We start from the raw sequence: 21,398 nt of genomic DNA, 5'->3' as shown, positions 1-21,398 counted from the left end.
ACAAATAGTTACGAAAACGTTTTATGTGGCTAAATACTATTATAATGATTATTGGATTTTAATTTTCTCCCATGATGCAACTAGTTTGCCTTCTATGTTGACATCTTTAATTTCATAATATTCAAGATTATTTTTAGATGTTTTTCTGAATAGCTTTTTAAAATCTTTGTCAATGAAATATTCATCGTTTAGAACGAAAGAGAATGATTTAATTTCTTTCCACTCAGAATCTTTTAAACTATATATCGTAATTGCTTTGTATCTACTTGCGCATGATGAATAATATTCGGCTATTTCGCTTTTACCATCTTCATCAATGTCTCCAATGTTTATAATACTTGAAGGATGGCAACAATTAGAGTCGGTTAAAATTCGGGGAATGCTATTATCTGTAAAGTAATAAGAATCTCCTTCTTCGCAATAATTCAATGCATGTAAAACAAAAACATAATCTTCTTTTTTGTCACCATTTAAATCTCCTAGATTATTAAACCCTTCATTATAATATTCATCAAACATTTTCTTTTTAAGTCTAAAAGGCAAGCATTCTTTTATTTTGCTTTCAGCTTCATATTTAGAAATGTCTAATTTGAATTTTCCTTTTAAAATAGAATCGTTGATAAATTGAATGTCATTTGATAAAACAGAATCTTTTGATGTGCCATTCTTAGCTGCGAATAATTGCCAATCATAAGAAATCTGATTGGGCTCTAGGAATACTTTTTTTGTTCCAGTTTTTTCAACGCCATTTTTACAAGATGTGATACTTAAAATAATAATTATAAGGAGTAGTTTTTTCATCACCAAATCTTCCACCAAGGTTTTTTGTTTACTTCAATTGTTTTCTTGGCAGTATTGATTTCTATTCTTTTTGGAGATTCCGTTTTAATTTTTGAATCATCAAAGAACATTTCGCCATTGTCGTTCATTCCAATTGGAGTTTTGGTTCTTTCTTTCCAATCGTTGGTTTGTAGTTCAGGAATTAGCGGCGAGTTTCTTTTGGTAATAAATTTCTCTCTTGCTTTTTCTGTAATTTCTTCTTCCAGGTTTGAAGATGAATTTTTAAATAGTGTTAATGAATTGTCTGGAATGTTTAAAAGAAAAACTTGTGTTTTGTCTTCAGTTTTCTGAATATCTAATACTTTAAAATAAGCAATAGTATCTAATAGATAGTGACCAATCTTTGCTGAATCGGGATTGAATATTGACAAATCTTTTGCGTTAGCGCTTGCAATTAAATATCTGAAATTTCCCGAAAGCCCACCGCCAAGGGTACTCATGTCAGTAAATCCTTTTTCTTGAATTATCTGTCCGACTTTATAATTTGAGATTAAATTTTCGGGCAAATTTGTATCTCTGTAAAATAGTTTTAAACCCGAAAAAGTTTCATTATAAATTGCTTTAAGACGAGTGTTTTTCATTGTTCCTGTTTTTAGAGAATGTGTTTCAGTAAAAATTATATATTCCCAATACTATCCAATTCTCTCTTTAAAGGCTCTATTTGTTTCATGAAACGGGTTTTCTCATTTCCTGTTAGAGATTCTCCAGTAGGTAAATTAAGTCGAAGAGCATCTACCTGAACGCCGTTTTTCCAGAAACGATAACATACGTGAGGTCCAGTTGCAAGTCCGGTGCTTCCTACTAATCCGATAGTTTGTCCTTGAGTTACACGTTGCCCGCGTTTTACTAATATTCGGGACATATGTAAGTATTGAGTAGAATAAGTACCGTTGTGTTTTACTTTTACAAAATTTCCGTTTCCTGCTGTATATCCAGTAGCTTCTACAACTCCAGAAGCTGTGGTTGAAATAGGAGTTCCTGTTGGAGCTGCATAATCAGTTCCTTTGTGTGCTTTCCAAGTATGTTGTACCGGGTGAAACCTGTTGGCGGTAAATCTAGATGTGATTCGGCTAAATTTGATTGGCGTTTTTAAGAAGAAGTTTTTCAGTGTTTTTCCTTCGTCATCATAATATTCAACTTTTCCTGAAGTTGTGTCTCTTTCAAATGGAAAGGCATATATAATTTTGCCTTTATATTCAAAAAATGCAGCTTCAAGTTCTTCAACACCATCATAAGTTTTGCCGTTTATAAAACGTTCTGTGAAAATTAATCCGTAGCGATCTCCTTTTTTAAGTTTGAAGAAATCGATAGACCATGAGAAAACTTTGGTAATTCGGCTTGCAAGCGCAGTTTCTACACTTTCATTTCCTAAAGTTTCTGATAAGGAGCTTTTTAAAACTCCTCCTATTATTTTTCGTTTAAGGGTGACGGGTTTTACTTTTTTGTAAGCTTTTGCAATACTATCGCGTAAGTCGACTACGTAGTAGCTTAATGCGTCGGGTTGGTATATGAAAACTTGTAAATCGTTTGTTTTGTTTTTTGATCTAAGAAGGGTGTATGGTTTATGGTATCTAATGGTTCTTACATTAAATGAATCTTTAATTTGTTCTACAATATTATAGACTTGTTTGCTTCCAATGTTTTGTCCTTGGATAATAGTCCCAAAAGTTTCACCTTTTTCTATAGTGTCATTAACCACATTGTAGTCAGCATAATTAAACCCAAAATCAACTTTTTGTGGTTTTGGTTTGGTAATTTTAGTTTCAATTTTATCCGTTGTTTTATTACATGATATTATTAAAAATAACATTATTATAATTGCTGATACTTGTTTCAAACTCTTCTTTTTTTATTAATTATATTTCTTTTTCATTTCCCCAGTCGGCCAATTCTTCTGCACTCCATAATTCTGGAAAAAATATCCTGCGTTGGTATTTAGGATGCATGTATTTTTGCCAATCACTTCCGCCTGTTGCTTCTCCATTTCCTTTTCCGCTTTCAAGAATGTATTTTCTGGCAGTATTTAAATGTTGCATTACCCAAGTAATATTTACGGTGTGGTCATAATGGCGCATTGCTTGAACTAATGCTGGGTTTTTTTGATCTTCTTCGGGAAGTTGTTTGAATTTTTGCCAAATATTTTTGGTCTTGTATTCTTTCATTTGTGTTAGAAATTGAGATTTGTATTTTTTCTCAAATTCTTGAAGTAAATATGATTTTTGACCTGTTTGATAATCTTTTCCAGCTGCTTGCCAGTATAAATGTTCAAAGCTAGTTTCTAGGTCGGTATTTGCGTCAAAGCGGTCTTTGTATCTGCGATCTGTTAAATTAATTACATCGGTTGAAGAGAATTCGACTAATCGATATTGTGCGCTCTGAAAACCACTTGCAGGAGTTAATGTATTTCTAAATTTCATATACTGCTCGGCTTCCATGCCGTTTTCCATAATGCTAAATGAATTGGTTAGCATATCAAAATAACGTGTGATTCTAGAAAGGCGCTCACTAAAAAAATCAGTTTGAATATTTTCTACTTCTGAAACTTGCTCAATCTCCCAAAGAATCATTTTGAAGATTAATTCGTTTACCTGATGGTACATAATAAATACCATTTCGTCAGGAAGAGTCGTTCTTTGTATTTGAAGATTTAAAAGTGCATCAGTTTGGATGTAATCCCAATACGTAATAGGTTTTGACCAAAGCAGACCTTCTAATTGTACGTCTGTTTTTTGGTTAATAGCATGGTATTTTTTATCAATTTCTTTTAAAATTGATTCTGAATTATCAGTGATATTCATTATTTTTTTACTTTAAATGGATTTTTTAATCCTTTGAATGCGTCCAAATCGGCTTTTATAGAACCAACGGCAAGATCTGCTTTTATTCGGACAGGTAATTTATTGTCGTCATCTGTTATCCAGAGTGTTACGCTTTCTTTTTCTTTAAAAACTCGTCCTGATTGTACCAATGGTTTAAAAATCATTGTCGGAATGGTTCCAAATTTAGTTGTAATATCCTCACGACCTACGAATTTTAACTTAAATTTTGTTGTTTCGTCGTCAAAAAACATGTCAATTGTTATCGATTCTCCTGATTTTAGTTTGTCTATATTAGGATGGTTCCTTAAATAGTAAAAGGAGGACATAATATCTTGTACGTTTTTACCAATAACAATTGTTTTCTCTGTCTTGTGTTTGTAATCTTTTACAAGAACACGTCCATCTTGGTTAAAAAAACCTTCTTGATTCTTGGTATAGCCGCCTTCGTCTATTTTTCGTACAAACTGATATGGGTTTCCAGTTTCTTTGTCAAAATAGCTTTCATATAAATCATCTACTTTAAAGAAAAAACGAGACATTCCGGTTGTGTAACCTTTACCCACGGCATGAAACACTTTTTTGTTGTTTACAGTAGCATCTTTTATTTCGAGTGTTGCATATCCAGCATTTATGATACCATAATGAATTCTGAATTTGAACCATTCACCTACATCAAATGAGTCTTCTTTTTGAGTATCGAAGCTAAGTGTAAGGATTACGAATATGGAGAGGATTAGTTTTTTCATAAGATTCTTTGACAATTTATAAAATAAATGCAAATTCTATTCCAAATGTATTAAAACAAAAAAACTCAGTCAAGGAATGACTGAGTTTTTATGCTATTAACTAACCAAAAAACTATAAATTATGAAATTTATATCAATTTAGGAAGGAAACCACCCCCTCCTGTTTTGCGAGTGCAAAGATAGATATAAAGACATTAAAAATAATAGTAAAAAAGTGAGTTTAACATATCATTTGCAAAAAAAGCATCGGTTTAAAGAGGATTTTTTCACATAATGCATAAAAAATGCGTTTTTACAGCGTTCCTCGCAATTCTTGTTCTCTCTCAATCGACTCAAAAAGTGCTTTAAAGTTACCAGCACCAAATCCTTTAGCTCCCATTCTTTGAATTATTTCGAAAAATAGGGTAGGACGGTCTTGAACTGGCTTCGTGAAAATCTGTAATAGATACCCATCTTCGTCAGCGTCGACCATAATTGCTAATTTTTCAATTTCGTTGATATCTTCTTTCATCATATCCATATGAACACCTAATCTTTCAGGAATTGCCTGGTAATAAGTGTGCGGAGGAGCAGATAAAAACTCAACTCCACGCGCTTTTAATTGCGATACTGTTTTTATGATATCATCGGTTGCGATGGCAATATGCTGAATTCCTGGTCCGCCATAGAAATCTAAATATTCTTCTATTTGAGATTTTTTCTTTCCTTCGGCTGGTTCATTGATTGGGAATTTAATTCTTCCGTTTCCGTTAGACATTACTTTACTCATCAAGGCCGAATATTCTGTTGTGATTTGTTTGTCATCAAACGATAAGAAATTCACGAATCCCATAACGTCTTCGTAGAATTTAACCCATGTGTTCATTTCATTCCATCCCACATTTCCAACCATATGGTCGATATATTTTAATCCTGTTGGTTCTGGATTATAGTCTGATTTCCATTCTTTATAACCTGGTAAGAAAACACCATTATAGTTTTTTCTTTCTACAAAAATATGAACTGTTTCTCCGTAAGTGTAAATTCCAGAACGTACTACTTCTCCAAATTCATCTTTTTCGACAGTTGGTTCCATAAATGAACGTGCACCACGTTTCATAGTTTCTTCGTAAGCGCTTCTTGCATCTTCAACCCAAAGAGCGGCAACTTTTACACCATCACCATGTTTTTTAAGGTGTTCGTGTATTGGTGAATCTTGTGTTAAAGGGGTTGTTAAAACAAGTCTTATTTTGTCTTGTTTTAAAACGTAAGATGCTTTATCTCTTACTCCTGTTTCTAATCCTGCATAAGCTAATGATTGGTAACCAAAAGCTGTTTTGTAATAATGTGCTGATTGTTTTGCATTTCCTACGTAGAATTCTACATAGTCTGTTCCTAATAACGGAAGGAAATCTTGTGCTCCTTCAAAGATTTTTTCTAATCCGTATTCTACTGATTTTACCTGTTTCATAATTTGATAATTTGATAATTTGATAATGAGAAAATTAGATAATTTTTGATGTGCTAATTAAATTAATTTTCTAATTGACACATTTCTTTAATTATCTCATTTTTTCATCTTAGATGTTGATATTATTTTGTTTAAAATTTTTAAAATTTCGGATAATTCATTTAATAATCCTTTACAGTCTGGATAGCCTCTATGAGCATCACATAAGAACAACCAATATTCTGCTTCGTCTGCTTCCTTAATGGCTATTTTTAATTTATGTATAAAATCGGCTTTACTTTCTGCGTTTTGAGATTCTTTTGAATTGGCTCCAATTGATGTTCCGCTTTTTAATAACTGATTTGCAATTACGAATTTCTTTTGTTCTTGAAGTTCAGTCGTGTAATCAATTATGTTTAATGCGAAATTGAATGTTTTAATTAAAAGAGCGTTGTCTTTATATTTTTCGTTGAAAGTCATTTGTTTTAATTTGATAATTAGAAAATTCGCTAATGAGATAATTAATTTGTAGGTTTAAAGTTACAAATTAATTAATTGAATTTTCTAATTATCAAATTGGCACATTGACTAACTATTCCGTCCAGGATTTGTAATACTGTCCATCATCAAGACCCATTGCTTCTTCCGTGACCATAAGTGGGCGGAAAGTATCAACCATTACGGCTAATTCATGAGTTTCTTTGTGACCAATACTACGCTCCATTGCGCCTGGCGCTGGACCATGCGGAATTCCTTTTGGGTGTAAAGTGATATGACCTTGCTCAATATTATTACGACTCATAAAATCACCATCAACATAATATAGTACTTCATCAGAATCTATATTGCTGTGATTGTATGGTGCCGGAATTGCTTTCGGGTGATAATCGTAAAGTCTTGGGCAGAATGAGCAAACGACAAAAGTTGCCGTTTCAAAAGTTTGATGTACTGGTGGCGGTTGGTGTACACGACCAGTTATAGGCTCGAAATTATGAATCGAGAATCCGTATGGGAAATTATATCCATCCCAACCCACAACATCAAAAGGATGAGTGGCATAAACTACTTCGTGAATCATGCCTTCTTTTTTGATTTTAATTAAAAAATCACCTTTTTCGTCATGTGTTTCCAATTCGTTTGGCAAAATAAAATCACGCTCACAAAATGGAGAATGCTCTAAATGCTGACCTGATTGGTTTTTATAACGTTTTGGGGTATAAAAAGGAGCGAAGGATTCGACATAAAAAAGGCGGTTTTCTTCGGTCTCAAATTCTATTTGATAAATAATACCTCTCGGAATGATTAAATAATCGCCATACTCAAAAGGGATATTCCCAAGCATGGTTCTTAGTTTTCCTTTTCCTTTATGGATGAAGAGCATTTCATCGGCATCGGCATTCTTGTAGTAATATTTTCTAAGGGATTCTTTTGGAGCTGCTAAACCTATAATACAGTCTTTATTGACTAACATGGCTTTGCGGCTGTCAAGAAAATCATTTTCAGGTTTAAGTTCAAAACCTTTAAAAAGTAATGATTTTATGTTTTTTCCGATTGCAATTTTTGGTTCAACCGAATAAGAATTTAAAATTTCTTTTACTTGTGTTGGTCTGTGAACATGATAAGACAATGACGAATGTCCGTGAAAACCTTCGGTTCCAAACAATTGTTCGTAGTATAACCCTCCGTTAGGTTTTTCGAATTGGGTGTGTCTTTTTTGAGGAAAATCTCCAAGTTTATGATATAATGGCATGGCTTTTCTATTAGATAATTTTAAATTAGATAATTCGAAAAATTTGAATTGTGTGAACAGATAATTAGCTCAATATTGTGTAATTGACTAATTATCTCAATTCGGTAGTTTTATTCAGGATTTCTCTTGATAAGGAATTGAAGATACTCTAATAAACCTGTCCATTTTGTTTTCATTATAACAAATGTCGTAATTTTTATGAATCAAAATTACATATTATATTATTTATAACATAAATTTTTTCTAAAAAACTAAATTAAAACACAAAACCTATTTTGAACCATGTATAGCCTTTGGTGTTTTCAGGCGACCAGGAGTATTTTATTTCTATAGGACCTATTATTGTCTCTAAGCCATAACCTACGGCATAACCTGTGTATTTTGGTACTGAAACCCACTCGACTCCTTCAAAAATATTGTTTCCAAGGTTTGCAAAGTTGGCTGTGAAATTAATATGATTTTTTTTGAATATTTCGTAATCAAAGGTTGCTTCGGCTTTTATAAGACTGTTTCCGGCAAGACTTAAAAAGTCATATCCGTAGAAATAATTAAAATTATCTAATTTATAATAACCATATCCTCCTAAAACATAATTGAAAAATGGTACACTTGTTTGACCAAAAGTAAGTCCTGCATTAGCTTTAAAAACTACAGTTGCCTTATTGAATATGGTTTTTGCTACACCAATTTCTGCTTTTGCAGTAGAGAAAGGTTCAAAGACATTTGTGTAATTTGAAGAAAATAGATAAGATTGAATATTACCTGAAAAACCCCATCCTCTTTTAGGAAAATCTTTATTATCGAAGGTGTCATAATTCATATATCCAAATAAACTAAAGTAACTGCTTTTGTCTATGTTTGGGTCTATAGCGGCTAAGGTCTTTGAGTGTATTTTTAAATATTTATATTCGACTCCTCCACCTATCAGGAATTTTTGGACAAAAAGTGTTTGAAAATAGGCTTGATTAGTTATGTCGAGAAAATCAACATTAACTAAATTAGGATCTGTACTTTTAAGAAGTGGACTACTTAGTTCTTGAGTTATATTTCGATTAAATTGTGTTAGTCTTGATTTGAACCCAAAGCTTATATTAAATCCGTTCTCGATATAATAGTCAAGATTGTATCTAAAATTATCTCCTAAAATGATATCCAATGAAGTAATGTCGTTTTTAAAGAGCGTTTTTCTGTGGGTAAGATTTACTAAAATTGCACTTTTGTAAAGTCCGTCATAATGCAAACCAAATTTTAGATAGGTTTGAGTTGGATTTTCTTTTAAAGTTAAATTTAAGTCATCACGAGTTCCATTTGGATCTAATGAATAGGAAATTGCACTAAAGTTTTGGGTGGCATTAATATTATTGACACCTTTTAAAAGGTCACTATAAGTTATTTTTGATCCTGCTTTAAAGCGTAATTTACTTGTAATATATTCGTGAGTAAAATTTTCCAGGTGATTGCAATTTATATCTTCGATTTGCAATGTGTCTGAAGCTACTTTTAACTCAGGTTTTTTGTAATAACCTTGTTTTTCGACCAATGCTTTAATTTTTTCGTAAGTCGCAAAGGTTGCATCTTCTCCTCTTCGGATAATTTGTTCTCCTTTATCAAAAGAGATTACACCATATTCTTTAATATCTGGTTTGATATATATATCGGTGTTTTTTATTTTTCTCTTCATCTTATCGATAGATTGAAGATTGGTTATTTGTACTAATATACGAGTAGCATCTTTCAGTTTTGTTCGATCTAATAAATCATCCTGAACATCTACACCTATGATAATATCTGCGCCTAGATTACGAACTTCTTTTATAGGATAATTATTTACAACTCCACCATCTACGAGTAGTTTTCCGTCTATTTCTACAGGTGAGAATAGGGAAGGGAATGCTGCGCTGGCAATCATGGCTTGCGCCAAATTTCCTTTGTTAAGCAATACTTCTTCGCCAGTTTCGATATTGGTAGCAATGCATAAAAATGGTGTTGGTAGCTGATTAAAATCGCGGATGTGTCTTACGTTTCGAGTAAGGCTGCTTAATAAATTATAGTTGTACATCCCTTTAGAAAGTGCTTCGGGAATTCCAATTTTAAAATTGCTAAAGGGTAAAATTATAGCGTATAATTCGTCGTTTCTTTTTTCGTAAAAATTTTTGGATGATCTTGGAATGTAGTCATTTATTAAATCATCAAAATTAGTTCTCTTAAAAATTGAATCAATTTGAGATGCATTATAACCAGATGCATAAAGTCCGCCAATGATGGATCCCATACTGGTACCTCCTATATAATCGATTTTGATTCCTGCTTCTTCCAGAACTTTTAATACCCCAATATGAGCAAATCCTTTGGCTCCACCACCACTTAATACCAAACCAATTTTTGGACGATAAGAGGGATCATTTTTATCTTTTTTTATAGTATCCTGAGCAAATGTGTTTTGAGTGAAACCTAATGTTATTAAAACAACTAATGTTTTTATGCCCCAGATGGGAATGGAAAACTGTGAGTGAAGAAAAGCTATTTTTTCTTGTAGAAAAAGAGCGACCCAAGAAGCTCCTTTTTTTGCAATAGAAAAAAAGTTTTTTAATCGAGTATTTGTAATGGACAGCTGGATGAGGCTCATAGAAATAGCTGGTTTGTTCTGTAAAAGTCGGAAATATTATCGAGCTTTATATGTCATTTTTGTTTTAATAACATTATTTCTTCAATAATATAAGGTTTTTGTTTTTGTCGAATTTCCAAACGTCAGTATGCCATCGTGCACCACCTCGACAACTTGATTGAATTGTTTTTTTCTTTTTGTTTATTTGGATGTCGCAAAACTCATCGCATTCTGGTCCGAAGTTTCGAGGCATTTTTAATTGTTTAAACTGACTGCTTATTGGGTCGTAAATAAAAAGTTGAAATATGGTGTAAACTCCCATTCCATCGTCTAGATGATAGGTAGAAAAGTCTTGATAGCCATCAAAATTATAATCTTCAATTGCAAAATGCATTTCTCTGTCTGAAATTGAAGTTTCTATGCTATCTATAATTTGTGTTTTATTATTTTTAGAAGTGGTGATTTCTAATTTTTCGAAATCATTAATCGCTTTTATTTTTATTTGAGTGTTATCTTTTTGATTAATTTCAATATTCTTTTGACTATAACTATGGTATGAAAATAATAGAATGATGTTTAAAAGGATTATTTTCATGAGGTTATTCTTGATTGCTGTTACTGTAAAATGTTGTTATTTTTTTTGCTTTGGATGGACCTACAACATCTGCTATTTCTTTTTCGGTTGCCAGTTTTAATCGTTTTACACTTTTAAAATGTTGTATTAATGTAAGCATGGTTTTTTCGCCTATTCCGGGAATACTTTCTATAGAGGAATTTAATGCGGCTTTACTACGTTTGTCCCGATGGAATGTGATTCCGAATCGGTGTGCTTCGTTTCGTAATTGCTGAATTACTTTTAGAGTTTCGGATCTTTTATCTAGATATAATGGGACTGAATCTCCAGGATAAAAGAGTTCTTCGAGACGTTTGGCGATACCTATTATTGTGATTTTACCACGTAATCCGAGTTCGTCGATACTTTTTAAAGCCGATGATAATTGTCCTTTTCCTCCATCGATAATTATAAGTTGTGGCAGAGGTTCATTTTCATCTAATAATCTTTTGTAACGGCGATATACTATCTCGGTCATAGAGGCAAAATCATCTGGACCTTCGACGGTTTTTACATTAAAATGACGATAGTCTTTTTTGCTTGGTTTTCCATCTTTAAAAACTACGCAGGCTGCAACGGGATTTGTTCCTTGTATGTTGGAGTTATCAAAACATTCTATATGACGTGGCTCAACTGGAAGGCGTAAATCTTTTTGCATTTGTGCCATAATACGCTTGGTATGACGGTCGGGATCTACGATTTGTAATTGCTTGAGTTGTTCGATTCGGTAAAACTTAGCGTTTCTAATCGATAAATCCAGAATCTGTTTTTTATCGCCTAGTTGTGGAACGGTAACTTTAATGTTTTCTCCCAAATCGACTTCAAAAGGAACAATGATTTCTTTGGATAATAATTGGAAACGCTCACGCAGCTCAATTATAGCAAGTTCTAGTAATTCGGCATCGGTTTCGTCTAGTTTTTTCTTGATTTCTAAAGTATGAGAACGAATAATCGAGCCATGCGAAATTTGAAGAAAATTGACATACGCCGCGCTTTCATCTGAAACTATCGAGAACACATCGATGTTGGTAATCTTAGGATTTATAATAGTCGATCTGGATTGGTAATTTTCCAGAATTTCTATTTTTTCTTTTATTTTTTGTGCTTCTTCAAATCGTAAATCTTGCGCCAATTGGGTCATATGGCGCTTAAAATCTTTCATGCTTTCTTTAAAATTTCCTTTTAGGATTTCGCGAATAGCATCGATTTGTTTTTGATAATCTTCTAGTGTTTGTAGTCCTTCGCATGGTCCTTTGCAATTACCAATATGATACTCTAAACATACTTTAAACTTACCACTATCAATGTTTGATTTGCTTAAATCGAAATTACAGGTTCTAAGCGGATATAGCTCTTTTATAAGATCGAGGATTGTATGTACGGTTTTAAAACTGGTATATGGACCAAAATATTCTGAACCATCTTTGACCATTCTGCGTGTAGAAAAAATACGCGAAAAAGGTTCTCTTTTTATGCAAATCCAAGGATAACTTTTATCATCACGCAACAATACATTGTAGCGCGGTTGTAGGGTTTTTATAAGGTTGTTTTCTAACAAAAGCGCATCGGTTTCGGTAGGAACAACAATGTGTTTTATAGTTACAATTTTCTTTACCAAAACATTGGTTTTGGCAGTATCATGAATTTTATTGAAATAAGAAGAAACTCTTTTCTTTAAATTTTTGGCTTTGCCTACATATAATATTTTTCCATCTTTATCATAATATTGATATACGCCAGGATTATCTGGTAAAGTTTGGATTTGAAGTTCGAGAGGAGTCTGCATACAACAAATTTAAACTTTTGAGTTTGAATTTTATAATTCTTTTGAGTTTCTTCCAAAAAAAGAGCCCGTTTTTTTATAGAAAACGGGCTCTTTTTTTATTTGGAATTTTTATTTAATTGTAAAGTATTCGGTTTGTAGTAAATGCGTTCTTTCATCAAATGAGAAGTCTACATATTTTGCATCGTCTTTTTTAATAGAAACCTCTAAACTGCTTCTTCCAATTTCTTTTTTATCGGCATCAAAAGCTTTTAAAACAAGATTTCCTTTAAAATCTTTTTTAGCAATTAAGTAAATTGTTACTTTCTTTTGTTTATCAGTATCTGCTCCGTATATTTTTTCGGCTTTGCATTCCTCAAAGTTTGCTTTAAAAGTGGGTTCAGAAGTCACTTTGGAGGTATTGATGCTTTCGCTCATTCCTGAGTTTATTCCTTTTATAACATCTCCAATTCCTTTAGATGCGCTTTTGGCGGCGTCTTTTCCTTGTTCTTGGAGTGCTTTTCCTGCACCTTCTATTAATTTAGATTTTACAGCAACTGCTTCGTTTCCGTCAGCTTCTGCTTCTTTCATTTTCTCTTCTTTACTCATGCAGGAAACCAGAAGGGTTAATGCGCCAAATAAAACTGCTATTTTTTTCATTTTAAATTTTGATGTGGTTAGTTGGTTAAGATTATAAGTGTTAAAGTCAAAGATATAAATTTAAAATATAATTTCTATATTTAGCTTTTATTATTGAATATGAGAAATAGTAAACCATTGGTGATTTTTGGGGAATCCATTTTACCAGGTGAAAGCAAAACCGTTAACGTCGAAATTGCTCGACTGCACACTACAACCAAATTAAACATTCCTGTTATTGTAAGACGTTCGAAGATTGAAGGGCCTGTTGTGCTTTTTTCGGCAGGGATTCATGGTGACGAAATTAATGGTGTCGAAATCGTACGTCAGATAATAAGCAAGAGAATTAATCGTCCGCAAAAAGGAACTATCATTTGTATTCCGGTTATAAATATGTACGGTTTTGTAAATAAAGCGCGTGAGTTTCCTGATGGGCGTGATTTAAACCGAGTTTTTCCTGGAAGTAAAAAAGGCTCTTTGGCAAGCCGTTTTGCTTATCATATTGTTACCGATGTTTTGCCAATTGTAGATTATGCTGTCGATTTTCATGCTGGTGGAGCAAGCCGTTTTAATGCACCGCAGATTAGGCTCTCTGAGAATAATCATGACTTAAAGGTTTTGGCGGATGTATTTAGCGCACCATTTACTTTGTATTCTAAAAACATTTCGGGTTCGTTTAGGAGTATCAGCGAAAAATTAAAAGTAAAAATGTTGCTTTTTGAAGGCGGAAAGTCATTAGATATTAATCATGAAATTGCTAATATTGGTATTGATGGAGTAAAGCGTTTGCTAGCTTATTTAGGAATGTTAGATTCTAATCATATTGTTGCAACGCCTGAAGAACCGTCTATTTATATCGAAAAATCGGTATGGCTTCGAGCTAAATGCTCAGGGTTACTACATGACTACAATACAATTGGAAAGTTTGTTAAGAAAGGAACTATTCTGGCAATTATTACCGATCCTTTTGGTAAGTTTGAAAGAAAAGTAAAAGCACCGCATGATGGGTATATTATTAATGCAAACCATTCGCCAATTGTGTACGAAGGGGATGCTATTTATCATATGTCCAAAAACAATCTAGAAGAAGATGACAACTAAAAAAGAATTGCGCTTACAAAAAAAAGGGTTGAGGAAACAACTTACTGAAACTGATATTGACGAATTGAGTTTGGTTATTGCCAATAAAGTACTTTCACTACCAATTTGGGAGAAAACTTATTTTCATGTTTTTTTACCAATAGTAGAACATAAAGAAGTAAATACGGAGTTTATTTTGCATTTACTTGCCGGAAAAGACAAAGAAATTGTAATTTCTAAAAGTGATTTTGAGACCCGAGAAATGACTCATTTCTTGCTTACTGATAATACTAAAATAAAGAAGAACGAATATAATATTCCTGAACCTGTTGATGGTCTGGAAGTTCCGTCGAGTAAAATTGATGTTGTTTTTGTTCCTCTTTTAGCGTTTGATACTTCTGGAAATAGAGTAGGATATGGAAAAGGATTCTACGATAAGTTTTTATCTGAATGTAAACCAGAAACGATTAAAGTAGGTTTGTCTTTCTTTGAGGCTGAAACCGAAATTACAGATGTTTTTGAAGGGGATATAAAACTTGATTATTGTGTTACGCCTGAGAAGGTATATAAGTTCTAGGTTTTGGGTCTTTTTACCGCAAAGTTCGCTAAGAAATTAGATTTAGTTTGTGTTGAATTAAGGTTCGCAAAGTTTCTCCGTTTGGTTTTTTACCGCAAAGCTTCGCAAAGAGATTATATTTAGTTTGTGCTGAATTAAGGCTCGCAAAGTTTAAGAAAACAACATTCAATTTTAAATCGTTTATTTTCATTTGTAGAAAAAATTAAAAAAATTTTGGCATTGAATTTGAATTGGCTCAAATCGCAGATAATTTTAACTAGTACATCCGGAATGCTAGCCATTATTTGAAAGAAAAACCAATTTACTAATTCTTAAAATTTATTTAAATGAAAAATAAACATTTTTATTTGATGGCATTCCTTGTTCTTGTTTTATTTAGTTGCTGTAAAAAACGTGAGTATAGCGATGAGGCGGCGGCGGCTGATGATGTAGTAGTTTATGATACGGAAATTCCCGAAAACATACTTCCAGATTCTAATACCGAAAGTTATGTTGGCCTTGAAGAAAATCCTTTTGAATCTCCTATAAAATCACCACTTTCTACTTTTTCTATTGATGTTGATAACGCATCTTATACCAATATCAGGCGTTTTATTAACAACGGACAAAAGGTTCCTCAAGATGCCGTTCGTGTTGAAGAAATGATGAATTTCTTTAAGTATAAATATCCACAACCAGAAGGACAAAATCCATTTTCGATTAATACAGAATTAAGCGATAGTCCTTGGAATAAAAACAGTCAATTACTAAAAATTGGTTTGCAAGGAAAAGATATTCCAATGACGAATTTACCAGCATCAAATCTTGTTTTTTTAATAGATGTTTCTGGATCGATGAGTGATGATAATAAGCTTCCGTTATTAAAAGAATCTATGAAGATTTTAGTAAAAGAACTCCGTAGTGAAGACAAAGTTTCGATTGTAGTTTATGCTGGTTCTGCGGGAGTGGTATTAACGCCAACTTCGGGAGATAATAAAGAAGAGATTTTAGATGCTTTTGATAATTTAAGTGCAGGCGGAAGTACAGCTGGTGGAGAAGGAATTGAATTGGCTTATAAGTTGGCACAGCAAAACTTTATTAAGGAAGGAAATAACAGGGTTATTATTGCTACTGATGGAGACTTTAATGTGGGCGCTTCTTCAGACATGGAGATGGAAAAACTAATTGAAGATAAAAGAAAATCGGGTGTTTTTTTAACTGTTCTTGGATTTGGAATGGGGAATTATAAAGACAGCAAAATGGAAGTTTTAGCCGATAAAGGGAATGGAAATTACGCTTATATTGATAACATTCAGGAAGCTAATCGATTTTTAGGTAAAGAATTTAAAGGTTCAATGTTTGCCATTGCAAAAGATGTAAAAATTCAGATAGAATTTAATCCTAAGCATGTTCAGGCTTATCGATTAATCGGGTATGAGAACCGTAAATTAAAGCCTGAAGATTTTAAAAATGATGCAATTGATGCTGGAGAATTAGGAAGTGGCCACACGGTTACGGCATTATATGAAATTATTCCGACAGGTGTTGAAAGTGATTATATTCCTTCTGATTTAAAATATACAAAAGTAAAATCGGACAATTCGAATTATAATGATGAGCTTGCAACCATTAAATTTAGATACAAAAAACCAGATGGTGATAAAAGTATAGAAATGGTAAGTACTATTGATAATAAGAAAGTCTCTTTGGATAGTAGTTCTTCGGATTTTAAATTTACAACAGCTGTTGCCTGGTTTGGATTAAAATTAAGAGATTCCAAACTTATTGCGAATAGTTCTAGTGCGGATATAAAAAAGTTAGCAAAATCAGGATTAGCAAATGATGATGAAGGTTATAAAGCCGAATTTATACGATTGGTAGATGCTGTAAATTAGATAGATGTAGCAAACAAAAGAAAATCCCTAATTCAATATTATATAAAATTGAATTAGGGATTTTTATTTTTTAAAACAAATGAATTATTTCACCTCTTTAACAGCCGAGGATTCTATCCAACCTTCGGTTCCATCGGTTAATTCTATTTTTTTCCAGTTTTGTAATGACTGTTTTACGTATACTTTTGCTCCTTCGTGAAGGGTGAAAATTGGTGAACCAGCTTTTTGAGGTTCGCTACGTACTTCGGCAATTTCTGCAAATACTATGGCAGGTCTTTCGTTATCAAAATGACTTTTTTCTAAAAAACCTGCTGTTAAGCTTACCAGTAAAGCAAGTAATATCAAAAACATTCCGATAAAGTAAACTCTTTTAGAACGTGTAAGTTGCGAAAAATAGTACCCGATAAAGCAAAGCAAGAATGCCGATGCTATCCCTACAGAAATCCATGCCCAGGTATTGTAATGATATATTCCGGTAAAGTTTCGGATGAGTTTTGCAAAACCCACTTTAGGAACTTCTTTTATTTCGTCGATTGTTAGTTTTTTAGCAAATTTTAAATTGTTTAGAGCCTCTGGATGATTAGGGTTTAATACCAAAGCTTTTTCGTAATTGTATATTGCTGGAGCTACTTTATTTAGTTTGTAATAGCAATTACCTAAATTATAATATAATTCAGCCGATTGTTTTTTATCAACTTTTATAACGTTTTCATACTCTTGTACTGCTTGCTCGTATTTTGATTCTTGATATAAAGCATTCGCTTTATCAAAGTTATTTTGAGCAAAGAAAATTTGGGATAATAATAAGAATAGGTATAAAAGAATATTTTTCATTTTATTGATATGTAATAAGAGTTTCAACTTTGCGAACCTTAATTCAGCGTAAGCTAAATTTAATTTCTTAGCGAACTTGTATGGTTAGAAACTATATTAAACAATTTGTTTTTCTAATTCTGAAATTATCAATACAGCTTTATCAAAATCTTGCTGAATAGAAGCGCTAGATGCTGGTGCATATCGTGCAAACTCACAGTTTTCGGTTAGGCTAATGAAATTTTTAACCGATTCTGGATTTGCTTTTCGAGACAATAAAAGCTCTGTGATATTATCCTTGCTCATTTCTGAAGTTTCGATATGTAATTTGGCTTTCAGGAAATTATGCATTGCTTTTTCAAGCGCAATATAAAACGGCTCTTTGTTATTGATTTGTTTTTTAGCTTCAGATAAATATTTCTTAGCCAGTTTATTGTTCATTTTAATTCTGTTTCCAGTAATGTCACCATCAATAGCTTCTTTTTTCTTCTTAGCTAAAACTATAATTGGTACAATCAGGAATGGTAAAAGCAATAGGGCATAAAACAAGTTTGATCCATAAAAATCATCGTTTACGACAGAGGTAAAATTGCTTTTTAGCTTAATATACTTGAACTGTTCTGTAGCCGATATTTTGTTTTTTGCAGTTGGGCTAGAAGCCACATTTGCATCTGATGGCGTTGGACCATCAAGAACATTCACCATGATTTCTGGAGAAGTAACTGTTTTGTAACTTCCTGTATTTAAATCAAAATACGAGAACTGCATTGGTTTTATGGCATAATTTCCTTTGTATTGTGGTATAATGGTATAGGTGTCTGATATTTTTCCAGACATTCCGCTAAGTGTTGTGCTTACCTTCTCGTCATGTACAGGGTCGTACATTTCTAGCGCATTTGGTACAACTGGTTTAGGCAGGGTAAATAATTTCATATTTCCGCTACCAGCAGCACTAACAACTAACTCCAGGCTTTCTCCGTTTTTTAACGTAGTTTTAGATGGCGTTACTTTAAAGTCAAATCGACCTACAGCACCCGAAAATCCTTCTGGTTTGCTAGATTCAGGAAGTGCTTTTACATTGATAGTTTTAGCACCTGCCGATACACGTTTGTTGCCATCGGTAACTATAACCTGACCAAACATATTTCTTCGGTTAGTAGGTAATTGCACATCGATATCTAATGCTAAAGGTTCAATTACTAATTTACCTGATTTTTGTGGATATAATACCGTTTTTCTAAGTACTACGTAACGATATTTCTCGCCTTTAAACATACCTTCTTCAGCAACAAGTTGCTTAATATCGATATTCTGACTCCAGAAATCATTGTATTTTGGTTTGTCTAATTCTCTCCAATTTGTGATACCGATATTATAGCTGAAATACAATTTGTAAACAACAGTAATTGGTTCGTTTATATATGGGTTCGTCTTAGATATATCGGCAACTAGATATAAATTATCATCGGCAGATATTTGTTGTGGATCATTTGGATCTCTTTCTTGTGCTACTGCGGCAGTAACATTTATTTTTATAGGAGATGTTTTGTAAACCTGACCATTATATTCTATTGCAGCTTGTCTTATAACAAGGCTTCCTTTTTGGTTTGGTAATAAGAAATAGGAATACACTTTCTCGAATGAACTTCTTCCGTTTACCCATGACTGACTTACTTGCTGACTTGGTCCAGCAACAATTCTAAAACCTTCAAATGTGGGTTGAACAAAGTTATCGCCATCAACATTCATAATGAAGTCAATTCGAAGTCTTTCGTTTAAACCAAGCGTAGTTTTGCTTACTCTGGCCTCAAATTGAACTTGAGCCATAAGCCCTTGGAAACTTAATAGTAATAGAATTAAATATCTTTTCATTACCTGTTTAATCGTTTTTTTTAAATCGTTTAACTGTTTAATCGTTTAACCATTTATTGTTTGTCAAATAAACAAATAAACAGTTAAACGATTCAACTTTATTTTACCAGTCTTTTTCAGTTTTTCTAGGAGCGCCTTTTACTTTTTGACCGTTTACTTTATCCTGAATTTTCTTTTCTTCATTATTTACTGCATCAAGAAGATTTTGTAAACGTTCTTTAGAGATTCCGCCTGGTGTAGGTTTTGGTTCTCCTTTATTATCATCTTTCTTAGGGTCGCCTTTATCGTCTTTTCCATCTTTTTTATCTTTATCAGGATCTCCTTTATCATCTTTTTTATCCTTGTCCTTATTATCTCCTTTGTCGTCTTTCTTGTCTTTTTTATCGTCCTTCTTGTCGTCTTTTTTGTCCTTGTCCTTATCTTTATTCTTGTCTTTGTTTTTATCGTTTTTAGGAGGATTTTCTTTTAGCATTTTCTTAGCCAATGCAAAGTTGTAACGTGTTTCTTCATCTGTAGGGTTGTTACGTAATGCATTTTTATAAGCTTCAACAGCTTGCCCATAATCTTTCTCTTTCATAAAAACATTACCAAGGTTGTGGAGTGCTTTGTGTTTTTGAGATGGTGTTTTGGCATTCTTTAATGCTTTTGCGTAAGCAAATTTAGCTTCGCTAGCTTGGTTTTGCTTATAAATAGCATTTCCTAAGTTATAAGGTGCAACGCTACGATTTGGGAATTTAGATTGCGAGATTCTATAATCAGCTTCGGCATCTACAAATTTATTCTGTTTATATTCTTCATTAGCTTTAGGCAACGCTTTGTCCTTTTCTTGAGCCGAAACAGCTAAAGAAAGCGTTAATAAAATATATAGAAGTAAATTTCTCATTCTAATTTTTTTGTTTTTTTTGTTTCAAAAGATAACTGTGTTGAAACAATTATTTTGTTTCGTTAAATAAATTCAACTCTTTAACCCAATTTGTTTTTCTTTCTAATAAGAAAAGATCAATGAATAATAATGCAAATGCAATACCAATAAACCATTGGAATTGAGACTGAAAATCGGCCATTTGCGTAGCTTCAAATTCTGTTTTCTGAATATTATCTAAAGCATTTTTTACATAATCCAAAACTTCTTTGGTATTACTGCCATAAACATAACCACCTTTGGTCGCTTTTGCAATAGCTTTTAGCCCTTCTTGATTTAATTTTGTTATAACGACTTCATTGTTATTATCTCTTTGGAAACTCTCAACAACTCCATTTTTTTTCAATGGGATTGTAGCTCCTTTTTCAGTTCCGATACCAATAGTAATGATTTTCATTCCTAGTTTATTGGCTTCTTCGGCAGCAGCTTCGGCTCCTTCAGAGTGGTCTTCACCATCTGAGATTAAAATCAATAGCTTACTTGTTTTGCTTTTTTCGTCAAAATAAGTTGCAGATAATTTTATAGCTTCATCAAGTGAGGTTCCTTGCGATGAAACCATGTCTGGAGTCATGCTTTGCAAGAACATTTTAGCAACGCTATAATCGGTTGTAATTGGTAAAACTGGAAATGCACTACCTGCATAGGCTACGATTCCTATTCGGTCGTTTCCTAGCTGATTGATAATTTGCGATACTAATTGTTTACTTTTTTCTAAACGACTTGGAGCAACATCTTCGGCAAGCATACTTTTAGAAACGTCTACTGCAAATACAATATCAATTCCCTCACGTTTTACAGTTTCCATTTTTGTTCCAATTTTCGGATTAACCAATCCTAAAATTAATGCTGCTAAAGCTAAAAGGATAACTCCTAACTTTAAAAATGGTTTAAAAACAGAATGCTCCGGAGTTAGTTTTTTTACTAAATCCAAATCTCCAAATTCGCGTTGTTTTTTTCTTTTCCAATACATATTGATAAGAAAAATGCACACCAAAATTGGAAGCAATATAAGAAGGTATAAATATTTTTTTTCGTCTAATTCCATTTTTAAATTCTA

The 21,398-nt window shown here is 32.7% G+C and carries 19 protein-coding genes; 3 read left to right on the top strand and 16 right to left on the bottom strand.

Annotated features, from left to right (window positions below; translation table 11 throughout):
• Nucleotides 1-48: 48 nt before the first annotated feature.
• The 12 genes from SHI72_RS19840 to SHI72_RS19785 form a co-directional block, all read right to left on the bottom strand.
• On the bottom strand, nt 49-801 hold the full coding sequence (locus tag SHI72_RS19840) for a hypothetical protein (RefSeq protein WP_323491150.1): 753 nt from the start codon (nt 799-801) through the stop codon (nt 49-51).
• Nucleotides 801-1,421: a hypothetical protein gene (locus tag SHI72_RS19835; RefSeq protein ID WP_086894932.1), complete on the bottom strand. Its 621-nt coding sequence runs from the start codon at nt 1,419-1,421 to the stop codon at nt 801-803. The genes SHI72_RS19840 and SHI72_RS19835 overlap by 1 nt, the downstream gene beginning before the upstream one ends.
• A gap of 35 nt (nt 1,422-1,456) precedes the next feature.
• Nucleotides 1,457-2,650: a M23 family metallopeptidase gene (locus SHI72_RS19830; RefSeq protein WP_369827398.1), complete on the bottom strand. Its 1,194-nt coding sequence runs from the start codon at nt 2,648-2,650 to the stop codon at nt 1,457-1,459.
• Nucleotides 2,651-2,696: 46 nt separating this feature from the next.
• Nucleotides 2,697-3,638, bottom strand: coding sequence for a tryptophan 2,3-dioxygenase family protein (locus SHI72_RS19825; protein WP_323491149.1), 942 nt, complete (start codon nt 3,636-3,638; stop codon nt 2,697-2,699).
• Nucleotides 3,638-4,405, bottom strand: a complete 768-nt coding sequence (locus tag SHI72_RS19820; RefSeq protein ID WP_323491148.1) for a DUF3108 domain-containing protein — start codon at nt 4,403-4,405, stop codon at nt 3,638-3,640. Before SHI72_RS19820 ends, SHI72_RS19825 begins: the two co-directional genes overlap by 1 nt.
• A gap of 292 nt (nt 4,406-4,697) precedes the next feature.
• On the bottom strand, nt 4,698-5,858 hold the full coding sequence (gene hppD / locus SHI72_RS19815) for a 4-hydroxyphenylpyruvate dioxygenase (RefSeq protein WP_039113173.1): 1,161 nt from the start codon (nt 5,856-5,858) through the stop codon (nt 4,698-4,700).
• A 93-nt stretch (nt 5,859-5,951) separates the two neighbouring features.
• Nucleotides 5,952-6,314: a four helix bundle protein gene (locus SHI72_RS19810; RefSeq protein WP_323491147.1), complete on the bottom strand. Its 363-nt coding sequence runs from the start codon at nt 6,312-6,314 to the stop codon at nt 5,952-5,954.
• A 112-nt stretch (nt 6,315-6,426) separates the two neighbouring features.
• A complete protein-coding gene (locus tag SHI72_RS19805; RefSeq protein ID WP_039113171.1) occupies nt 6,427-7,584 on the bottom strand; it encodes a homogentisate 1,2-dioxygenase in 1,158 nt (385 codons plus the stop codon).
• A 256-nt stretch (nt 7,585-7,840) separates the two neighbouring features.
• Nucleotides 7,841-10,210: a patatin-like phospholipase family protein gene (locus tag SHI72_RS19800; RefSeq protein ID WP_323491146.1), complete on the bottom strand. Its 2,370-nt coding sequence runs from the start codon at nt 10,208-10,210 to the stop codon at nt 7,841-7,843.
• A gap of 73 nt (nt 10,211-10,283) precedes the next feature.
• Nucleotides 10,284-10,784, bottom strand: a complete 501-nt coding sequence (locus SHI72_RS19795; RefSeq protein ID WP_323491145.1) for an XAC2610-related protein — start codon at nt 10,782-10,784, stop codon at nt 10,284-10,286.
• A gap of 4 nt (nt 10,785-10,788) precedes the next feature.
• A complete protein-coding gene (uvrC, locus tag SHI72_RS19790; protein WP_323491144.1) occupies nt 10,789-12,588 on the bottom strand; it encodes an excinuclease ABC subunit UvrC in 1,800 nt (599 codons plus the stop codon).
• A gap of 108 nt (nt 12,589-12,696) precedes the next feature.
• A complete protein-coding gene (locus SHI72_RS19785; RefSeq protein WP_131474475.1) occupies nt 12,697-13,224 on the bottom strand; it encodes a hypothetical protein in 528 nt (175 codons plus the stop codon).
• A gap of 99 nt (nt 13,225-13,323) precedes the next feature.
• Between SHI72_RS19785 and SHI72_RS19780 the strand changes: the two genes are divergently transcribed.
• The 3 genes from SHI72_RS19780 (at nt 13,324) to SHI72_RS19770 (ending at nt 16,734) form a co-directional block, all read left to right on the top strand.
• Complete coding sequence (locus tag SHI72_RS19780; RefSeq protein ID WP_323491143.1) at nt 13,324-14,304, top strand: succinylglutamate desuccinylase/aspartoacylase family protein; 981 nt, start codon at nt 13,324-13,326, stop codon at nt 14,302-14,304.
• Nucleotides 14,294-14,860 carry a 5-formyltetrahydrofolate cyclo-ligase gene (locus SHI72_RS19775; protein WP_323491142.1) on the top strand — a complete coding sequence of 189 codons (567 nt, stop codon included), beginning with the start codon at nt 14,294-14,296 and terminating at the stop codon, nt 14,858-14,860. Before SHI72_RS19780 ends, SHI72_RS19775 begins: the two co-directional genes overlap by 11 nt.
• Nucleotides 14,861-15,186: 326 nt before the next feature.
• Complete coding sequence (locus tag SHI72_RS19770) at nt 15,187-16,734, top strand: VWA domain-containing protein (protein ID WP_323491141.1); 1,548 nt, start codon at nt 15,187-15,189, stop codon at nt 16,732-16,734.
• Nucleotides 16,735-16,818: 84 nt separating this feature from the next.
• On the opposite strand, the gene SHI72_RS19765 is transcribed toward SHI72_RS19770, so the two are convergent.
• From SHI72_RS19765 to SHI72_RS19750, 4 genes are all read right to left on the bottom strand, one after another.
• Nucleotides 16,819-17,568, bottom strand: a complete 750-nt coding sequence (locus tag SHI72_RS19765; RefSeq protein ID WP_323491140.1) for a tetratricopeptide repeat protein — start codon at nt 17,566-17,568, stop codon at nt 16,819-16,821.
• Between the two features lie 96 nt (nt 17,569-17,664).
• Entirely contained in the window at nt 17,665-19,419 is a 1,755-nt protein-coding gene (locus SHI72_RS19760; RefSeq protein ID WP_323491139.1) for a BatD family protein, read from the bottom strand.
• A gap of 103 nt (nt 19,420-19,522) precedes the next feature.
• Nucleotides 19,523-20,302 carry a tetratricopeptide repeat protein gene (locus SHI72_RS19755; protein ID WP_039113162.1) on the bottom strand — a complete coding sequence of 260 codons (780 nt, stop codon included), beginning with the start codon at nt 20,300-20,302 and terminating at the stop codon, nt 19,523-19,525.
• Between the two features lie 49 nt (nt 20,303-20,351).
• Nucleotides 20,352-21,386 (bottom strand): VWA domain-containing protein, encoded by a 1,035-nt coding sequence (locus SHI72_RS19750; protein WP_323491138.1) that lies wholly within the window; start codon nt 21,384-21,386, stop codon nt 20,352-20,354.
• Between the last annotated feature and the right edge of the window lie 12 nt (nt 21,387-21,398).

Source organism: Flavobacterium sp. PL02, from assembly GCF_035013205.1.
In the GTDB taxonomy this organism is placed as follows: domain Bacteria; phylum Bacteroidota; class Bacteroidia; order Flavobacteriales; family Flavobacteriaceae; genus Flavobacterium.
Note: the sequence above shows the minus strand (reverse complement) of the source record. Positions and strands in the feature narration are given on the sequence as shown.